Source organism: Bradyrhizobium sp., from assembly GCF_017881085.1.
In the GTDB taxonomy this organism is placed as follows: Bacteria; Pseudomonadota; Alphaproteobacteria; order Rhizobiales; family Xanthobacteraceae; genus Bradyrhizobium.
In genome coordinates, this window is the sequence record NZ_JADGRI010000070.1 from 1 (window position 1) to 18,638 (window position 18,638).

20 protein-coding genes are annotated in these 18,638 nt (G+C 63.6%); 2 read left to right on the forward strand and 18 right to left on the reverse strand.

All coding sequences use genetic code 11. The features are described 5' to 3' along the window. Positions 1 to 133 precede the first annotated feature (133 nt). The 3 genes from secF to yajC are packed head-to-tail and all read right to left on the reverse strand — an operon-like array spanning position 134 to position 3,163. Positions 134 to 1,138, reverse strand: coding sequence for a protein translocase subunit SecF (gene secF / locus QZ213_RS09295; protein WP_291685772.1), 1,005 nt, complete (start codon positions 1,136 to 1,138; stop codon positions 134 to 136). A 16-nt stretch (positions 1,139 to 1,154) separates the two neighbouring features. Then, positions 1,155 to 2,753, reverse strand: a complete 1,599-nt coding sequence (gene secD, locus QZ213_RS09300) for a protein translocase subunit SecD (protein ID WP_291685773.1) — start codon at positions 2,751 to 2,753, stop codon at positions 1,155 to 1,157. Positions 2,754 to 2,797: 44 nt separating this feature from the next. Beyond that, the gene (gene yajC, locus QZ213_RS09305) at positions 2,798 to 3,163 is read right to left on the reverse strand and encodes a preprotein translocase subunit YajC (protein ID WP_291685774.1); all 366 of its coding nucleotides are present in this window, start codon (positions 3,161 to 3,163) and stop codon (positions 2,798 to 2,800) included. A 194-nt stretch (positions 3,164 to 3,357) separates the two neighbouring features. Here yajC and QZ213_RS09310 point away from each other — a divergent pair, with 194 nt between their 5' ends. After that, the gene (locus QZ213_RS09310) at positions 3,358 to 4,308 is read left to right on the forward strand and encodes an ATP-binding protein (protein ID WP_291685775.1); all 951 of its coding nucleotides are present in this window, start codon (positions 3,358 to 3,360) and stop codon (positions 4,306 to 4,308) included. A gap of 102 nt (positions 4,309 to 4,410) precedes the next feature. Here the strand turns inward: QZ213_RS09310 and QZ213_RS09315 are convergent, their stop codons facing one another. Then, on the reverse strand, positions 4,411 to 5,769 hold the full coding sequence (locus QZ213_RS09315) for a LysM peptidoglycan-binding domain-containing M23 family metallopeptidase (RefSeq protein ID WP_291685776.1): 1,359 nt from the start codon (positions 5,767 to 5,769) through the stop codon (positions 4,411 to 4,413). 170 nt (positions 5,770 to 5,939) lie between these two features. Continuing rightward, positions 5,940 to 6,590: a protein-L-isoaspartate(D-aspartate) O-methyltransferase gene (locus tag QZ213_RS09320; protein WP_291685777.1), complete on the reverse strand. Its 651-nt coding sequence runs from the start codon at positions 6,588 to 6,590 to the stop codon at positions 5,940 to 5,942. A gap of 237 nt (positions 6,591 to 6,827) precedes the next feature. Between QZ213_RS09320 and QZ213_RS09325 the strand changes: the two genes are divergently transcribed. Then, positions 6,828 to 7,205 carry a response regulator gene (locus QZ213_RS09325; protein WP_291685778.1) on the forward strand — a complete coding sequence of 126 codons (378 nt, stop codon included), beginning with the start codon at positions 6,828 to 6,830 and terminating at the stop codon, positions 7,203 to 7,205. Between the two features lie 375 nt (positions 7,206 to 7,580). Here QZ213_RS09325 and surE read toward each other — a convergent pair whose 3' ends face one another. The 13 genes from surE to QZ213_RS09390 all read right to left on the reverse strand — a co-directional run. Next, positions 7,581 to 8,348: a 5'/3'-nucleotidase SurE gene (surE, locus tag QZ213_RS09330; RefSeq protein ID WP_291685779.1), complete on the reverse strand. Its 768-nt coding sequence runs from the start codon at positions 8,346 to 8,348 to the stop codon at positions 7,581 to 7,583. Between the two features lie 278 nt (positions 8,349 to 8,626). Beyond that, positions 8,627 to 9,316, reverse strand: a complete 690-nt coding sequence (locus tag QZ213_RS09335) for a Crp/Fnr family transcriptional regulator (protein ID WP_291685780.1) — start codon at positions 9,314 to 9,316, stop codon at positions 8,627 to 8,629. Between the two features lie 197 nt (positions 9,317 to 9,513). After that, on the reverse strand, positions 9,514 to 9,753 hold the full coding sequence (locus tag QZ213_RS09340; protein ID WP_291685781.1) for a response regulator: 240 nt from the start codon (positions 9,751 to 9,753) through the stop codon (positions 9,514 to 9,516). A 203-nt stretch (positions 9,754 to 9,956) separates the two neighbouring features. Then, complete coding sequence (locus QZ213_RS09345; protein WP_291685782.1) at positions 9,957 to 10,361, reverse strand: hypothetical protein; 405 nt, start codon at positions 10,359 to 10,361, stop codon at positions 9,957 to 9,959. Between the two features lie 109 nt (positions 10,362 to 10,470). Continuing rightward, complete coding sequence (gene serS, locus QZ213_RS09350; protein WP_291685783.1) at positions 10,471 to 11,862, reverse strand: serine--tRNA ligase; 1,392 nt, start codon at positions 11,860 to 11,862, stop codon at positions 10,471 to 10,473. Between the two features lie 173 nt (positions 11,863 to 12,035). Continuing rightward, positions 12,036 to 12,860, reverse strand: a complete 825-nt coding sequence (gene tatC, locus QZ213_RS09355; RefSeq protein WP_291685784.1) for a twin-arginine translocase subunit TatC — start codon at positions 12,858 to 12,860, stop codon at positions 12,036 to 12,038. After that, the gene (gene tatB / locus QZ213_RS09360; RefSeq protein ID WP_291685785.1) at positions 12,857 to 13,369 is read right to left on the reverse strand and encodes a Sec-independent protein translocase protein TatB; all 513 of its coding nucleotides are present in this window, start codon (positions 13,367 to 13,369) and stop codon (positions 12,857 to 12,859) included. Before tatB ends, tatC begins: the two co-directional genes overlap by 4 nt. Before the next feature lie 110 nt (positions 13,370 to 13,479). Further along, on the reverse strand, positions 13,480 to 13,716 hold the full coding sequence (locus QZ213_RS09365) for a twin-arginine translocase TatA/TatE family subunit (protein ID WP_291685786.1): 237 nt from the start codon (positions 13,714 to 13,716) through the stop codon (positions 13,480 to 13,482). A 168-nt stretch (positions 13,717 to 13,884) separates the two neighbouring features. Next, a complete protein-coding gene (scpB, locus tag QZ213_RS09370) occupies positions 13,885 to 14,601 on the reverse strand; it encodes an SMC-Scp complex subunit ScpB (RefSeq protein WP_291685787.1) in 717 nt (238 codons plus the stop codon). Positions 14,602 to 14,622: 21 nt separating this feature from the next. Beyond that, positions 14,623 to 15,453, reverse strand: a complete 831-nt coding sequence (locus QZ213_RS09375) for a ScpA family protein (RefSeq protein WP_291685788.1) — start codon at positions 15,451 to 15,453, stop codon at positions 14,623 to 14,625. Next, a complete protein-coding gene (gene nagZ / locus QZ213_RS09380) occupies positions 15,450 to 16,478 on the reverse strand; it encodes a beta-N-acetylhexosaminidase (RefSeq protein ID WP_291685789.1) in 1,029 nt (342 codons plus the stop codon). The genes QZ213_RS09375 and nagZ overlap by 4 nt, the downstream gene beginning before the upstream one ends. 47 nt (positions 16,479 to 16,525) lie before the next feature. Continuing rightward, positions 16,526 to 18,007, reverse strand: coding sequence for an SPOR domain-containing protein (locus tag QZ213_RS09385; RefSeq protein WP_291685790.1), 1,482 nt, complete (start codon positions 18,005 to 18,007; stop codon positions 16,526 to 16,528). 109 nt (positions 18,008 to 18,116) lie between these two features. Next, positions 18,117 to 18,638, reverse strand: a 522-nt coding sequence (locus tag QZ213_RS09390) for a DALR anticodon-binding domain-containing protein (protein WP_291685791.1), incomplete at its 5' end; no start/stop codon positions are given.

Here is an 18,638-nt window from a genome sequence, read left to right on the forward strand (position 1 = left end):
GGAGCGGACCTCGGAAAATGCGGCGCGTCCGAGCGGCTCGGCATGGCTAGGACTCTGTTTGCGGGTGCAGGATCTTGTCCGAAAACCGGTTCCCACTTTGCGCTAACGCGGCCCTTCGGGTCGGGATCATGGGCTATTTTTTCGTCGGCTTTTCCGGCGCGTCGGCCCTGTGGTTGCCGACGCCGAGATAGATCAGGATCGGGGCTGCGATGAAGATCGACGTGTAGGTGCCGACCAGCACCACGCCGAACATCATGACCGCGGTGAAGCTGTGGATGGCGTTGCCTCCGAACAACAAGAGCGCCAACAGCGCCAGCGTCACCGTGACGTGGGTGATGATCGAGCGCGACAGCGTCGAGTTGATGGACTCGTTGAGCAATTCCGGCATCGGCATCTTCTTGTAACGCCGCAGCATTTCGCGGATCCGGTCATAGATCACGACGGTGTCGTTCAGCGAATAACCGAGAATCGTCAGAAGTGCGGCGATGCTGGTGAGGTCGAAATCGACCTGCGAGATCGACATGAAGCCGATCGTCAGCACGATATCGTGGACGTTGGCGATCATGGCGCCGAGCGCGAACTGCCATTCGAACCGGAACCAGAGATAGATCAGGATCGACAGGATAGCGAGCATCAGCCCGAGCATGCCGTAGGCCAGCAATTCCCCGGAAACCCGCGGTCCCACCACTTCGACGCGGCGGTAATCCACGGCTTCACCAAGCGCGCCGCGGACTTTCTGCACGGCCTCCTGCTGCGCGGCGTCGCCGCCGGGCTGTTCGGCGACCCTGATCAGGACTTCGTCCGGTCCGCCGAAGAGCTGCAGCTGGATGTCGCCAAGTCCGAGGCCGCCCAGGGTCGCGCGCATCGTGGCGATATCGACCGTGCCGGATTTGGCCCGGACTTCCATCAGCGTACCGCCCTTGAAGTCGATGCCGAAGTTCAGCCCATGGGTAAAGAACAGCGTGATCGCAACGATCGAGAGCAGCGCCGAAATCGGAAAACTGATGCGGCGAAAGCGGGTGAAATCGAAATGCGTGTTGTCAGGCACGATCCGCAGCGACGGCAGCCAGCCGAAGCAGGCGACCACCGTCAGCACGGCAATAACGATGCCCAGTCCTATCAGAACCAAATGTGTCACAGCCGGCTCCGCATAATCATATTGGCACGCTGTGCGGCCGCTTCCACCGCACCCAGGTCGCCACGATCAGGCGGGTCAGGGTAAATGCGGTGAACACCGTGGTGATGATGCCGATGCCGAGCGTCACGGCGAAGCCGCGCACCGGGCCGGTGCCGATATAGAACAGCACGGCGGCGGCGATGAAGGTGGTGATGTTGGAGTCCAGGATCGTCGACAGCGCACGCTTGAAGCCGGCGTCGATCGCGGAAATCGCATTGCGCCCGCCGCGCAATTCCTCGCGGATGCGCTCATAGATCAGCACGTTGGAGTCGACGGCGATACCGACGGTCAGCACGATGCCGGCGATGCCGGGCAGCGTCAGCGTTGCGTTCAGAAGCGACAGCACGCCGAAGATCATCGCGACGTTGATGGCGACCGCGATATTGGCGAACACGCCGAACAGCCGGTAGGTCAGGAGCATGAACACGATGACCAGGATCGAGCCCACGTAAGCCGCGAGTTCGCCCTTCTCGATCGAATCCTGACCCAGCCCCGGACCGACGGTGCGCTCCTCGATCACCGTCAGCGGTGCCGGCAGCGCGCCCGCCCGCAGCAGGATCGCCAGATCGTTGGCTTGCTGCACCGTGAAGCTGCCGGAGATCTGCCCGGAACCGCCAGTGATCGGTTCGCGGATCACGGGGGCGGAAATCACCTCATTGTCGAGCACGATCGCGAAAGGCTGCCCGACATTCTCGGACGTGGCCTGTGCGAATTTGCGCGAGCCTGCGGTGTTGAAGCGGAAGCTGACGATCGGCTCGCCCGAGCGCTGGTCGAAGCCGGGCTGCGAGTCGGTCAGATCGCCACCGGAGACCAGGATCTGCTTTTTGATCACATAGGGTGTTTTCGGCGAAGTCGAACTCATCAGTACTTCGGAATCGGGCGGCACCCTGCCGGCTTGGGCTTGATCCGGCGGCACGGTCGTATCGACCATGCGGAACTCCATCTTGGCGGTCTTGCCCAGCAGCTCCTTCAAGCGGCTCGGGTCCTGAAGGCCCGGCACCTGGACCAGGATACGGTCGCTGCCCTGCCGCTGAATCACCGGTTCGACGGTGCCGAGCTGGTTGACGCGGCGCTCGACGATTTGGATCGATTGTTCGATGGTCTGGCGGATGCGCTCGGTGATGGCCGCTTGCGGAACCCCGAGACGGATCAGGCCGCCGCCGGCATCGCTGACTTCGAGGCTGCGCTGCCCGCTGGAGCCCACCAGCCCGCCGAGCGGCTGCGACAGTTCGCGCAGTTTGGTCAGCGCGTTCTGCAGATCGGTGTCCTTGACGCGAACCTCGACGCTATCCGGACGCGAGGCGAGGCCGGTATAGCCGATCCGGGCGTCACGAAGCGTCCGGCGCACGTCGTCGCGGATCTGGTCGAGCTTCTCTTTCTTGACGTAGTTGGAATCGACCTCGAGCAGCAGGTAGGAGCCGCCCTGCAGGTCGAGGCCGAGCACCAGCCGCCGCTGCGCCCATGCCGGCCACCCCTTGACGGTAGCTTCGGGGAAGAAATTTGGAACGGCGCAAAGGCACACCACCAGCGCCGTCAGGATGATCGCCAGCGCCTTCCACCGCGTGAAATACAACATCGAGTTGACCCGTCAGATTCAGAGAATGCGGCGCTTCGAGAAAGCTAGCTCGCGGACGTCTCGTCCTTGGCGGACTCACTCTTGTCCTTCGCCGGCTCGCCCTTGGCGCGCACGCCCGAAATCATCTGCCGCATTTGCCGCACCCTGACGCCATCAGAGATTTCGAATTCGATCTGGTCGTCGTCGACCACTTTTGTGACCTTGCCGACGAGGCCGCCCGTCGTCACCACGGTATCGCCGCGGCGGATGTTCTTCACGAGTTCAGCGTGGTCCTTCACCTTCTTCTGCTGCGGCCGCAGAATCAGGAAATACATAATCACGAAGATCAGCGCGAAGGGCAGCAGCGACATCAACATGCTGTTGGTGTCGCTGGCTCCCGCGGCCTGGGCAAACGCAGGTGTAATCAGCATTCGGACGATCCTCGTGAAACGGGAATGAGCCAGCAACGCGGTTCGCGTCGGGCCGGTTCGGGTCGAATTCGCGCGGACTATAGCGGCCGCGGTCCCAATTGCAACGCCGCCCAACCCCTCATTTGCCCTTCATTCGAGTGGCTTGCAGGCTACCAAAAGGACCGATATGGCTGCGGGGTCAGGAACCCCGCAAGATGTCGAAAAAGCCCCGAAAAACAAGACCTCGCGCCACGCGGAAATCGCCGGCGACCGCGACAAAACGTCCGGCAGTCGCCCCCGAACATGACGCAACGGAAAGGATTGCGCGTGCGCTTGAAACGATCGCCGCGCAGCTGTCCGCGCCCGCCTCCGCCACGGCCCAATCATTTTCCAGCGCCGACGCCTTCGTCTGGCACCCCGATGGCCGGCTGGCGCCGGTGCCGCGCGTCAGCCGTGTCGATCTCGGCCTGCTCAAAGGCATCGACCGGATGCGCGACATCCTGATCGAGAATACCGAGCGCTTTGCCGACGGGCTTCCCGCCAACAATGCGCTGTTGTGGGGCGCGCGCGGCATGGGCAAATCCTCGCTGGTCAAGGCGACCCATGCCAGCATCAACGCCAATCGCAAGCCCGCCGACCGCCTCAAACTGATCGAGATCCATCGCGAGGATATCGAGAGCCTGCCTGCCTTGATGGATCTGCTGCGCGGGTCCGATTTCCATTTCATCGTATTCTGCGACGACCTGTCTTTCGACGGCAACGACGCCTCCTACAAATCCCTGAAAGCGGTGCTGGAAGGCGGCATCGAGGGCCGGCCGGAAAATGTCATCCTTTACGCCACGTCCAACCGCCGGCATCTGTTGGCGCGCGACATGATCGAAAACGAGCGCTCGACCGCAATCAATCCCGGCGAGGCCGTCGAGGAAAAGGTGTCGCTCTCCGACCGCTTCGGCCTGTGGCTCGGATTTCACCGCTGCAGCCAGGATGAATATCTGGCGATGGTAAAGGGCTATTGCAGTCACTTCGGCATCAAGCTCGCCGAAGAGGAGCTCGAGCGCGAAGCACTGGAATGGTCGACCACGCGCGGCTCGCGCTCGGGACGTGTCGCCTGGCAGTTCACCCAGGAACTGGCGGGAAGGCTGGGAGTAAGGCTCAGGGCGGGGTAGACGCCCGCCCGTCCGCCCGCCGTCCATTTATTGCGCCCGCTCATTCACCAGGGCTGGCGACCCGAGCTGTTCCTGCGCTGCCCGTCGAGGTGTCGCTAGCGCTCACGCGCCGTTGAGGAATTGAAGCGGGTCAACCGGGGTAGATCCTTTGCGGATCTCGAAGTGGAGCTGCGGCGACCCCACTTCGCCCGACTGACCCGACTTGGCAATGACCTGGCCGCGCTTGATCGTATCGCCGCGCTTCACCAGGAGCTCACTCGCATGGGCATATGCGGTAACGTAGCCGTTGGTGTGCCGAACCAGGACCAGATTGCCATAACCTTTGAGCTCGTTGCCGGAATAGGCCACGACGCCGTCTTCCGCCGCCTTCACCGGCGTCCCCTCCGGCACCGCCAGATTGATTCCGTCGTTCGACTTGCCGTTGGTCTTGGCGCCATAGCTCGTGATCACCTTGCCGCGCACAGGCCAACGGAATGTCGGTAGCGCCCCCGTTGCCTCGGCCGCCTTGACCGGGCTTTCAGCGGAGGGCTCCTCGACCTTCGTGGTCGCCTGGGCCAGCCGCGCGGTTTGCGGCGGACCCAATGCCACCGCGGCCATTTTGGTGGCCGGCGGCGCCAAGGCCGCGGCGGGCTGGGCAGCAGCAACACCAGCAGCAGCAGGCTGCTCAATTGGTGCGACGGCCGCTGTCTTCGCCGGCACTGTCAGCCTGGCACCGAGCTTGAGTTTCGCCTGGGGATCGAGGCCGTTGGCTCTCGCAAGTTCGGCGACCGGGATGTGGTTATGGCGGGCAATGCTGAGCAGCGTGTCGCCGCGGTTGACGAAATGAACCGCTGGCGGTGCGCCGGGGGCGGCAACGGGTCTGCTCGCCGGAGCGACCGGCGCGAGCGCCGGCGCCGCGACAGCGGTAGCCGACTCACGCGGAATGATCAGCTGCTGGCCCGGCGACAAAACGCGCGGTCCCTTGTACCCATTGGCCTGCATGATCGCCGCAGGCGTCACGCGGTAGCGGCGCGCCAGGAGATCCAGCGTGTCGCTGGTGCCGACGATGATCGTGGTGCCTTGACCCTGCGCGCGAGCCGCCGCGACCGAGCGCGGGGGGACAGTGCCGGTCGTCTCCAGCGGACGAGCGGGCGGAGCATACGAGGCGAGCCCGCGCCCTCCTCCGGATACGCCGCCACTGGCCGCCGGATAGCTCTGCGGAGCTGCGATCGGCGGCGGCAAGGCCTGGGATTGGTATTGCGAATGCGGGCGGGAATATTGCGGAAGTTCGCGACGCTCGACCGCGGGAGCCGGCATTGAGCCGGTGGCTTCAGGCTGCGAGGCAAAGGGATTGGAGAGGGAATTCTGCGAGAGGCGCGACTGCATGTCCGCGCTGCAGCCCGCAAACCCGAACGACATCAGCGCCAGCGCCGCGACGTGCGGTATGCGGCGCGAGCAAAGCAACTCGACGATACGGGGCATGGTTACTCACTCGTACGCAACAAATAACTTTTTTGAGTAAACACGCCGCCAGTAAACAACCGCTTAACCCTGCGAAATCCTTACATTCCGGGCAATCCGGGGGCACAGCAGGCCGCGGCGGCTGGGCTCGAGTGCTTCGCCGCCAGCGCTGCCCGAAACGAAGAAAGGCCCTACAATTCGCGGGCGATTCCTGGCAACGCCGGCACGAATCGGACGTCCACCAGCTCCCTGCGATCAAAACCGGCGTCGGTCCTGGTGACGCGGACCAGGGTCTGGGTGCCGTGGTGCGGACCGACGGGCGCGATCAGGATGCCGCCGGGCTTGAGCCGCTCCAATAGCGCCTCGGGGATCTGCTCCATCGCCGCTGTCACGATGATGCGGTCGAAGGTGCCTGCGGCGGCCGGAATGTCGTAGCCGTCCCCCAGTATCACCTCGATATTGTCGTAACCGAGCTTCGCGAGCCGCGCCCGGGCGATCTCAGCTAGCGTCCGGTAGCGCTCGATCGTCAACACCTGCGAGCAAAGCCGCGACAGGATGGCGGCCTGGTAGCCGGAGCCGGTGCCGATCTCGAGCACCCGGTGCGGCATTTGCAGCTGCAGCTGTTCGGTCATGTAAGCCACGACGAAGGGCTGGCTGATGGTCTGTCCGCAGGCGATGCCGAGCGCACTGTCGCGGTAGGCATCGGCGCGATCGGCCGGCTCCACGAAGATCTCGCGCGGGACCTCTTCCATAGCGCGCAGCACCGCCTGATCGCTGATCCCGCGCCGCCGCAGGTTAAGCTGGAACATCATCTTTTCCGGCGGATTTGGTGCAGCGGGCATGCCGATCCCTTAAACGCCCCGTTTGATGCAATATAAAGCGCCAGATCAGGGGAAACTTTTCCGAAATTGAGGTTCCCTAGGGGGAACCGGTGTTGTACCCCGGCGTTATGCGAGCGGGCAATCAATCTCCTGCTCTAAGCCCCGCAAATGCGCGGGTGACGCGCCTGCGCACGTTGACATTGCGCCGGTTGCCGTTATTTGCGATCCTGACACGTAGGACGGGCGAGGACATTCTCCATGACTGCGACGCGACCGCCGGGCGGTTCTGTCTTCCTCGTCGAAGACGAGGTGATGATCAGGATGATGGTCGCCGACATGCTGGAGGAGCTGGGCTTCAGCATTGCGGCCGAGGCCGGCGATATCAACGAAGCGATGAGGCTCGCCCAATGTACCGAGTTCGACCTCGCCATTCTTGACGTCAACGTCAACGGCAAGGTGATCTCTCCGGTCGCCGAACTGATCACGGCGCGCCACCGGCCCTTCATCTTCGCGACCGGCTACGGCTCGTCGGGTCTGCCGGAAGAATACCGCGACCGCCCCGCGCTGCAAAAGCCCTTTCAGCTCGAAACCCTGGCGCGGATGATCGACAGCACGCTCAAGGGCGCGACGGTTTAGGGCGCGCAATCCGCGTCCCCCGGCGAACGCTTATGCGGTGTCGCGCGTGTGGGGCGCGATATCCAACAAGCCGTCAGGCATTGATCAAGCAATAGCGCGAAATCGAGGGCCTGCCGGGTCTACCGACATCGCTGCTGACGGAATCTGTCACTCGGATATCCTAGCTAGTTTTCTGCTCTCGTGCAGCCGCGATGGCCGCACGTCAGGGAGCACGGGATGCCTGCAGCACAGGTGGTCGGAGAACTTACATTCGGCGACGCCGAAGCGGTGCTGACCATGCGCGGCGCCGAAATCGCCAAATGGGAAGCCACGTTCAACGTCTGACAAAAGGGCGACCCACCATCGCTGCCGATCGTTTAGAGGAATTGACCTATCTTATTTCAGCGTCGCCGTCAGCGCCTGCGAAAACTCGTCGTCGGTGCGGTCGAGCCGCAGCGGCGTAACCGAAACATACCGCGCCGCCAGCGCCGCAAGGTCGGTGCCTTCCGCCGGCACGTCGGCCTGCGCCAGCCGTTCGAACCCGATCCAGAAGTAAGGATTGCCGCGGCCGTCGCGGCGTTGGTCGACCTTGAGAAAACCGAGATTGCGCTTGCCCTGCCGCGTCACACGCACGCCCGCGACATCGTCGGGCGCGCAGGCCGGAAAATTGACATTGATCACGGTGTTCTTCGGCACCCCGGCGTCGATCACCTTGCGCAGGATTGGCGGCCCAAATTTGAGCGCCGTCTCCCACAACGGTGCGTTGCGGGTTTCCATGCTGAATTCCTGCGACAGCGCAAACGACGGAATTCCCAGAATGGTGCCTTCCAGGGCACCCGCGATGGTGCCGGAATAAACCACGTCTTCGGCGACGTTGCGCCCCTTGTTGACCCCGGACAGCACGAGATCCGGCATGGTCTCGCCGAGGATGTGGCGCGCTCCCATGATGACACAGTCGGTCGGCGTGCCCCGTACGGCGAAATGCCGCGGGCCGACTTCACGCAGCCGCAACGGATCGTTCAGCGACAGCGAGTGCGAGACGCCGGACTGGTCGAGTTCCGGCGCCACTACCCAGACATCATCGGACAGCGCCCGCGCGATCTCCTCGACGACCTTCAGACCGGGAGCATGAATGCCGTCGTCATTGGTGCAGAGAATTCGCATCCTACCTGAGTGCCTCTTTCGAACGGCTGCGGGGACTTCAGCGTCGTCTTAGCCCGCGCGCGGCGCCGAGGCAAACCCGGTAAATTCAACGATAATTCCACGGCTTCGGGCGTCGCTCGACGCGAACGACCGCATGGCAACCGCGGTGCGTATTGCGAAGCAGCGGCGGTTCCGCCTATTTTGAACGGGCAATGGCGGTACGGTGAGCGACGGAAAATGCGCCTATCCGGCCGACTTCATCTCGTGGCAGCAGCAACTAATACCGCGATGATGGGCGCTCAGTCGCGCTCCTCGTCATCCCCCAATTGAGGGCTTTCCCGCAGCACCGCTTCCAACAGCGATCGGTGGACCTCGATCTTTCCGTTGTAATCGACGTATCCCTGTTTCCTGAATTTGTTCATGAAAAAACTCACCCGGGACCGGGTCGTGCCGATCATTTCCGCCAGCGTTTCCTGACTGAGCGTGATCGGGTTCGGGGGCATGCTCCCCTCCCCGCCGAAATTCGCCAGACGCAGCAGCAGGCGCGCAAGGCGCTTCTCGCTGCAATTGAAAAGATGGTCGATCAGGTCGTCTTCCATCCGGCTGTTGCGGGACAGCAGATAGCCGATGAAAAATGCGGAAAAACCCGGCTCCGCATCGAGAGCCGCCAGCATCGCCGGTTTTGTCATGGAGGTAATTACGCAGTCTTCCATGGCCTGGCTGGTCGCGTTGCGTGTTTCTGCGCCCTCGATGCATGCTTCGCCGAAGAATTGGCCCGCCTCCAAAATGCCGACCACCGCTTCCTTGCCGTGCTCGGACAAGACAGTGACCTTGACCTTGCCTTTTTGAACGAAAAAGACCTCGTTGGCGACGTCGCCCTGGCAGTAAATCGTCTGGTTCCTGGCGTACCGCTCGACCGTCTTTCCGGCGCCCAGAAAAGTCTGGGGAGCAAATGTGTCCTCTACCTGAACTCGCGCCCTATTGGGCATGGTGTTCGTCCGTCATCCCGGCGGGCACTCTCAGTCGCCAGCATGGCCGCGGGGCCAATCCGGCAATAAGTCATGCTAATCCCCTTATGTCGGGAAGGCGACTCAAATCGGGGCTCGGACGGGCCCTCTAACGCAGTTCAGACGGCCTAAGGGTGCCAGCGGTTCCCGTGGGTGACGGGTCCAGGCCGGGCCGGAAACTAGGTCGGCGGCCTCAGTTCACTGGCGAGCCAGCCCAGCACGTTGGAGGTCAAGGGGTCGCTTGGTACGACGGCAGTACTGGTATGACCGCAGTTCTGGCACTCGAAGCTCCGGATGGCCGAACCGCAGGGTCGCGACCCCAGGTTCGACAGCAGCATGCGCCGCTGCGAGCACTTCGGGCAGGCCGGCCGCTCGATCGCGGCGATATGCGCAGCCGATACTGGCTTAAATTCGGGCATGGTGCATCGCGCTGATTTGGGATTCTTGCTGCCAAGAGGGCCGACGGATCGAATCGAATCATGGCCGTTTCGGCGTCGCGAGCCGTGGTCAAAATTGCTCAAATCGAAAAACTTCATCTGCGAAGGGAGAACGAACCTGGATGCGGTTTCCGATACTGCGACTTAAATGGCGGGTTCTTGCATTTCGCGACGGCGACCAGCGATCAACGTCGAACGACAACACGCCAGGTGCGGACGAATTTTGCGGGCCAGCTTCCAATGCGCAGTTCGAATTTTTGAACCGCGATGTTCTTCGGCGCGTCGACGGGACTCTCGCTGGCGGGAATTGCTTTCAAGTCCGCTTCCTTCAAGTCAGGAATATCAGGCGCAGGCGGCGCTGCCTTTCGCGGCGGCTCGGGATAGTACTTGCGGGCGACCTCGAGCGCCTTCTCGAAATCCTCGATATTGAGCCACGCCTCGGCGCGGAGGCTTTCCTGGACGCCATCTTCCCATAGCCGCGAGCCCTCGATATCGAATTGGCCCTTCTGCTTCTGATTGCACGCCTGGATGCCGTAGCCCGTGACTGCCCATTGTCTGCCCACCCAATAAATGTCGCGATGCAGGGCCATGGGTCCCGTTTCCGAAAGCGGCGGTCCGCCGCAGGCAGAACACGAAGATACCGTCGTGCGCCGCGTTCGCAACAGCGAAGGCGAGCGCCCTGGACAAATCGCGGCCGGATTACTGGTCGCGGGCGACAGCCTTCAGCCCGCCCATATAGGGCTGCAGCACGTCGGGAACAGTGATCGAGCCGTCTTCCTGCTGGTAGGTCTCCATGACCGCGATCAGCGCGCGGCCGACCGCGGTGCCGGAGCCGTTCAGCGTGTGCACGAAGCGCGGCTTGCCGTCGGCGCCGCGATAGCGCGCGTCCATGCGGCGGGCCTGGAAATCGCCGCACACCGAGCAGCTCGAGATTTCCCTGAACGCCCCGCCCTCGCCCTGGCCCGGCATCCAGACCTCGATGTCGTAGGTCTTCTGCGCGGAAAAGCCCATGTCGCCGGCGCACAATGTCATCACGCGGTAATGCAGATCGAGTTGGCGCAGCACCTCCTCGGCGCAGGCCAGCATGCGCTCGTGCTCGTCCTTGCTGGTCTCCGGCGTGGTGATCGACACCAGCTCGACCTTTGTGAATTGGTGCTGGCGGATCATGCCGCGGGTATCACGCCCGGCAGCACCCGCCTCGGCGCGAAAGCAGGGCGTCAACGCGGTCAGCCGCATCGGCAATTCCTTCTCGTCGCGGATCGACTCGCGGACGAGATTGGTCAGCGGCACTTCGGCGGTGGGGATCAGGCCGAGGCGGTCGCTTCTCAATTTGCCAACGCGTCCTGCATACGCCATTTGCGCCTCAAGACGATCCGCGTCTGCAACAGCACTCTCATCGGCCGCCGTTAGCAATTCGCCTCTGACGGCCCAGAACTGGTCATCTTCAAACTTCGGCAGCTGTCCCGTTCCGAACATCACGGCGTCACGAACCAGCAGCGGCGGATTGATCTCGGCATAACCGTGCTCATTGGTGTGGAGGTCGAGCATGAATTGGCCGATCGCCCGCTCCAATCGTGCGAGACCCTTCTTCAGCACCACGAAACGCGCGCCTGATAATTTCGCCGCTGTTTCGAAATCCATGTAGCCGAGCGCGCCGCCGAGATCATCGTGCGGCTTCGGCGCGAACGCATAATTGCGCGCCGCGCCGAAATGATGCCGCACCACGTTGCCGTGCTCGTCCACGCCATCGGGCACTTCGTCCAGCGGCAGGTTCGGAATCGCCGCCAGTGCTCTGGCAAGCTCCTCGTCCGCGACCTTCGCGGCCAGCTCGAGTTCCGGCATCGTGGTCTTGAGTTCGGCGACTTCGGCCATCAGCGCGGCGGCGCGGGCGTCGTCCTTGGCCTTCTTGGCCTCGCCGATCTCCTTTGACGCCGCATTGCGTCGGGCCTGCGCCTGCTCCGACTTCAGGATCGCGGCACGGCGTTCTTCGTCGATCGCCAACAGCGACGCCGACAACGACGCGAGTCCGCGCCGTTTCAGTCCGGCGTCGAAGGCCTGCGGGTTGTCGCGGATCCATTTGATGTCGTGCATGACAAAAATTCCTGCGTCACGGCCGGGCAAAAGCGCGAGGCGCAGCTTCACCCAAAGTCCCGGCCATCCACGCCTGCCTTAGATCAAGTCGTGGATGCCCGGGTCAAGCCCGGGCATGACGAATCATAGGCTGTGAGCCGGGAATGATAGGCGAAAACCCGGACGGTCCGCCCCTACTCCGCCGGATTGGCTTCGGGCGGCGGCGGGGTCGCGGGGGGCGGGGTTGTCGCGGCGGCGGCCGCGGCGGCCTTCTTCTCCACCATGCGCACCGCGATGATCGAGCCTTCGTAGAGCAGCAGCAAGGGGATCGCGAGCGAGGATTGGCTGAGCACGTCGGGCGGGGTCAGGACGGCGGCGATGATGAAGGCGACGACGATGAAGTACCGGCGCTTCTCGCGCAGCTGTTTTGAAGTGATGATGCCGATGCGGCCGAGCAGTGTCAGGATCACCGGCAGCTGGAACGCGATGCCGAAGGCGAAAATCAGCGACATCATGAGCGACAGATACTCGCCGACCTTCGGCAACAGCTGGATTTGCGCGGTCTCGGGACCGCCAAGCTGCTGCATGCCGAGCGAGAACCGCACCAGCATCGGCAGCACCACGAAATAGACCAGCATCGATCCCATCACGAAAAAGAACGGGGTCGCGATCAGATACGGCAGGAAGGCGCCGCGCTCGTGCTTGTAAAGGCCCGGCGCCACGAATTTGTAGATCTGGGTGGCGACGATCGGGAACGAGATGAAGCCGGCGCCGAACAGCGCCAGCTTCAGCTGGGTGATGAAATATTCCAGGAGCGCCGTGTAGATGAATTTCGAATTTTCGGCGCCCGCGACCCAGACGAACGGCCATACCAGCACGTTGTAGATCTGCTTGGCGAAGAAGAAACAGAAGATGAATGCGACGCCAAACCCCAGCAGCGCCTTGATCAGCCGCGAGCGCAGCTCGATCAAGTGATCCATCAGCGGCGCCTTGCTGGCCTCGATATCTTCGGCGCTCATGACGCTTTGGCGTCCTTGAGAACGTCAGGCGCAGCGGGCGCGATATCCTGCGGCGCGGGCTGCGCTTGCGCCTCCTGCACGATCGCCAGCGGCTGCGACGCCGCGGCATGGGCGTCGGCCTCGGTAAAGGTTTCCGGAATGGGAGGCTCCGGAGTTGTCGGTGTGACCGGCGGCTCGACCGCCGGCGTATCCGTCGCGGACGCCGCCGGCTTGTCGAGGACGTCGATGTCGAGGGCCTTGCTGACGTCCTTTTCCAGCGAGGTCATCAGATTGCCGCTGGTGAAGCCCGATGCGGCTTCCTTCACTTCGTCGAAGCTCTTCTTGAGGTCGGCCATTTCGGCCTCGCGCATGGCTTCCTGGAACTGGCCCTGGAATTCGGCGGCCATCTTGCGCGCCTTGCCCATCCATTGCCCGACCATGCGCAGCACGCCCGGCAGCTCTTTCGGGCCGATGGCGATCAGGGCGACGACCGCGATGACCGCAATTTCACTCCACCCGATATCGAACATGAATCATTCCGCTCACGCGAGGCGATTTCACCCCAATACTTGCCAAACAAGATTTGGGCCGCCCGCGTCTCCCCAACCGGTCTTGCCGCGAATAGTGCCGCAAGCGGTGTTCAGACAGCCTTGCTGCCGACATCCGACCGCGCCGCCGCCGAAGACGTGGCGTTGTGATCGATGGACTTCACGGGCTCGGGCTTCTCCGCAGTCTTCTCATCGTCCTGCATGCCCTTCTTGAAGGCCTTGATGCCCTGCGCGACATCACCCATCAGGTCGGAAATCTTGCCGCGACCGAACAACAGCAGGACGACTGCGATCACGACGATCCAGTGCCAAATGCTAAGCGAACCCATCCTGCAACCCTCCAAACACGCAAGCCGGCGACCCGGCCATTCTGAGGGGGAAAGTAGGCTCAAGGGGTGTCAAAAACAAGGACTTAAGCCGCGTCAAATCGCTGTGTTAACGCGCTACCGTTAACCGGCGTCGGAGGGGCCCGCTCGCCGGCGGTCGCTTGATCGGAATCAGCCTTCGTTGCCTTCTTCCGGCTCGACCGCGGGCGCCAGCGCGAGTTCCAGATCGCCGATTTCCAGCGGATCCTCGTCGTCGCGCAAGGTTGGATCATCCGATGGCGTCGGAACGCTGAAGCCGGAAGGCAGCCGCGAATCCAACAGGCCGGTACCCTTCAGTTCTTCGAGGCCCGGCAGGTCGCCGAGCGCCTCGAGACTGAACTGCGACAAAAAGGCTTCCGTGGTTCCGAAGGTGAGCGGTCGGCCCGGCGTCTTGCGGCGGCCGCGCGGACGGATCCACCCGGTTTCCAGCAGCACATCGAGCGTGCCCTTGGAGGTGATCACGCCGCGAATGTCCTCGATCTCCGCCCGCGTCACCGGCTGATGATAAGCGATGATCGCCAGCATCTCGATCGCCGCGCGCGACAACCGGCGGGTTTCGGTGCTCTCCCGCGTCATCAGCCAGGCCAGATCGCCAGCAGTGCGGAAGGTCCATTTATTGGCGACGCGAACCAGGTTGACGCCGCGCGAGGCGTAGTCCGCCTGCAGTTGCGCCAGCGCGACCTTGATGTCGACGCCCTCCGGCATCCGCTTGGCGAGGGTGGCTTGATCGAGAGGTTCAGTGGAGGCAAACAGCAGTGCTTCGAGAAGGCGCAATTCCTCGGGCCGCGCCTGGGGATCGACAGAACCCTCCTCGGCATCGGCTATGCGCTTTTCCGCCAGGCTTGCCATGGGTCGGTCTCCTTCTTCCACTTACTCGGCCGACAGATCCGGCGCGGTCATCGCGTCGGGTACTGGTTGCGGCGGACGCTTTCGAAAATAAAGCGGCGCGAACGCCTCTTGCTGGTGCAGTTCCATTTCGCCTTCCCGGACCAGTTCCAGGGCGGCGGCAAAACTGGACGCGAAAACCGTGGCTTTTTGCGTGGGATCGGCGACATAGCTGAGCAGGTATTCGTCGAGGCAGCTCCAGTCCTCGGCGATCCCGACCAGGCGCTCCAGTGACGCCCTCGCCTCCGCCAGCGACCACACCGTGCGTTTCGCCAGATGCACGCTCGCCAGCACCCGCTGCTGGCGCTGCGCGGCATAGGCGGTAAGCAGGTCGAACAGCGTCGCGGTGAATCTGGGATGCTTGATCTCCGCGATGGCTTCGGGATTGCCGCGCGGAAAAATGTCGCGCTGCAATTGCGGACGGTTCATCAGCCGGTTCGCGGCCTCGCGAATGGCCTCCAGCCGGCGCAGCCGGTTGGCCAGCGCGGTCGCCATTTCCTCGGCGCTCGGTCCTTCCGCGGTCGGCGCTTCCGGCAGCAGCAGGCGGGATTTGAGAAACGCCAACCATGCCGCCATCACCAGATAATCGGCGGCGAGCTCCAGCCTGATCTTGCGGGCCGCCTCGATGAAAACGAGGTATTGGTTGGCCAGCGCCAGGATGGAAATCTTGGCGAGATCGACCTTCTGCTGCCGCGCCAGCGCCAGCAGCAAATCGAGCGGACCCTCGTAGCCTTCGACGTCGACGACCAGCGAGGGCTCGTCGTCAACGATTTCGGCCGGCCGTCCGGTTTCGAATGATAGGATTTCCGCGCTCATGCGCCTGCCGTTCCCGCCCGTTCGACCAACGCATCCAGTTCAGCCCGAGCCGCAGTGCGATCGAACGCTTGCGGCGCTTTGCGGGACGCCAGCGCCGTTCTCGCGCGCTCCAACGCCTTGCCAGACAATTCCGGCGTCTCCTTGGCAACCTCGCGCATTTCGTCGAGCTTGCCGTTGCAGTGCAGAACGATGTCGCAGCCGGCGGCGAAGATGGCTCGAGTCCTATCGGCGATCGATCCCGCCAATGCGTCCATGGACACGTCATCACTCATCAACAAACCCTGGAACCCGATCACGCCGCGAATCACTTGGTTGATCATTGTCGCAGAAGTCGTCGCCGGATGGACCGGGTCCAGCGCACTAAACACAACATGTGCCGTCATGGCCATCGGCAGGTCCGCCAGCGGTTGAAAGGCGGCGAAATCGGTCCGTTCCAGCTCAGCCCGGGGCGTATCGACCACCGGAAGCCTGAAATGGGTGTCGGCGGTCGCCCGGCCGTGCCCGGGAATGTGCTTGAGGACAGGCAGAATGCCGCCCTGCTCTAGCCCCTCCGTCACCGCGCGCCCGATCGCCGCGACCTTGCCCGGCTCGGTTCCATAGGCCCTGTTACCAATGACCGCGTCGGCGCCGGCCACCGGCACGTCCGCCAGCGGCAGGCAATCCACGGTAATGCCGAGCGCACCGAGATCGGCCGCGATCAGCCGGGCGCTCAGCCGCGCTCCAGCAAGGCCAAGCGCACGGTCGATATCGTAAAGCCTGCCGAATAGCGCTCCCGCCGGATAGGCCGGCCAATGCGGCGGACCGAGGCGCTGGACCCGGCCGCCCTCTTGGTCGATCAGGACGGGCGCGTCGGGTTCGCCGAGTTCCTTGCGCAAATCGGCAACAAGCCGCGTGACTTGCGCGGGCGTATCGATATTCCGCTTAAACAGGATGAAGCCCCAAGGCTGCTGCGCGCGGATGAACTCGCGCTCGGCGGCGTTCAGCTCCGTTCCGGATACGCCCGTGATGAAAGCCCGCGTGCTCATCCGGGCCGATTAGCCCGCAGCCTGCCCGGGGGTCAAGGAAACAGCCGTTAATTCCTTTGGACGACGCACTGCCCGCCGGCCGATTTCAGGTTTCCGCAGAGCTGCGACGCCTCCTCGGAGGTCCCGAAGGGGCCTACCATGGCCCGGTAGTAGACGCCCTTTTCGCCGAGGTCGGCGCGCTTGATCAGCGGCGAATGCGTTCCCAGCACCGCTGGGAATTTGCCCTGCAGGGCCCGGAAGGAGGCCTGGGCGTCGGCTTCGCTACGCTGGGAGGAGACCTGCACCACGTAGCCACCACCGGTCGGTGCGCCACTCGGCGCCGTCTGTACGGGGTTGGTGTTGGCCACCCGGGTCTGCGGCTCCGCCGCGGGAGCCGCCTGGTTACCCTGCGGCACCAGCGATAGCGGCGCGTTGGCGCTGGCATTGGCCGATGTCGGGGGATTGTGCCCGGCGGGCGTGGGCGGTGCCCCCGCGGTTCGGGCGGCCGGGGCCTGTTTCGCGCCGGCGGGCGGCGCCGAGCCAACCGGCAGCGCAGTGCCGTCGGGCTGGTCGCCCTTCACGGTCAGGGTCCTGATCTTGCGCGGCTCATTGTTCGGCATCGTGCCGTTTCCGGCACTGGCCGGTGGCAAATTGCCGGGAGCCACGCTCGCTGCAGACGGCGGGTTGCCGTTCTGGTTCAACGGCGGAAATACCACGCGCGGACCGGCCTTGGCGTTGACGTCAACCGGGGCTTCCTCGCGCGGAACGATCTTCTCGGTGCCGTCGCCGGTCGCCATGCGATCCGGCAGCTTGGCAGAACCGTCCGACGGAGCCGGCACGGTCTTGGTCGGGCTGGTGTCAGCCTTGATGATCGGCGGTTCGCCGCTGCGCGGCGTTCCAACATAGGTGCGGTAGGCGAACGCAGCACCCGTCCCCACCACTGCCAGCGCGAGCACGACGATCACGGTGACCATTCCGCCGCGACGCTTTTTTACGGGTTCAGCGGCGCCGTCATCGTAGCCGTCCTGATAGGCGTAGGCGTCATCCGCATAGGCCGGATCATGCGGGAATGGCTGGGCGCCGGCATCGAGCTGGCCATACAGCGCATCGTCATAACGCGACGGATCGGGCTCAGGCTCGTCCGCGTACTGCGGTTCCTCTTGAAAATCGGGTTCGGGCGCGGGATGCGCTGCCGCATAACGCTGCAGAGGGTGTACCGAACTCGGGTAATCCGGGGGTGGCTCCTGCTGCGGAATTTCCTGCCTGTTGGCGCGCTGCAGCCAGGGCGGCGGACTCGCGGGAGGGCTAACCTCCGGCTCAGCCGGTCGCTGGAAGGGAGGCTCGGCCGGGCGCTGGTAGGGATCCCGAGCGGCCGTGCGCGGCGGGACCTTCTGGTTGGCTCGACTCGTGGTGCCGAACGGGTCGGTCTGCCCGATCAAGCGCGCCAGTTCGGCTAAAGGATCGCTCTCGCCGCTCGCCGCCTGAGGATCGCCGCCGCGATCATAGTCGTTATCAGCGGGAAAAGGTCTGTCGCGATATCTATCAGCCATCGTGATGATGCGTCCCCTGCGGGAAAGTCGTCAACCCGCTTCTACTGACGAACCAGCCCTTGCCAGATGCCGCCCACGATCCGCGTGCGAGCGGCGTTCGCCCCTGAAATTACCGCATCTCGTCCGGAGCGTGAACGCCGAGAACGGCCAAGCCCGATGCCAGAACAGAGACGACACCCTGGACCAGGGCCAGCCGCGCCTTTGTGATCTCTGCATCATTATTGATAATGAAGCGTAAATAGGGCAAATCCCGCCCCCTGGTCCACAGCCCGTGAAATTCACTGGCAAGATCATACAGATAAAAAGCGATTCGGTGAGGCTCGTGCGCTACCGAAGCCGCCTCGATCATCCGCGGGTAGAGCGCGAGCCGCCGCAGCAAGTCCAATTCGGCAGGGTCGATCAGCCGCTCCACCGCCGCATCCCCCAGGAACGCCGAGCGGGCATCCGCCTCGACGGGCAGGTCCGGGATCACCTCCCGGGCGTTACGGAACACCGAGTGGCCCCTGGCGTGGCCATACTGCACATAGAATACCGGGTTCTCGCGCGACTGCTCGATCACCTTGGCGAGGTCGAAATCCAGCACCGCGTCGTTCTTGCGGTAGAGCATCATGAAGCGGACGGCGTCCTTGCC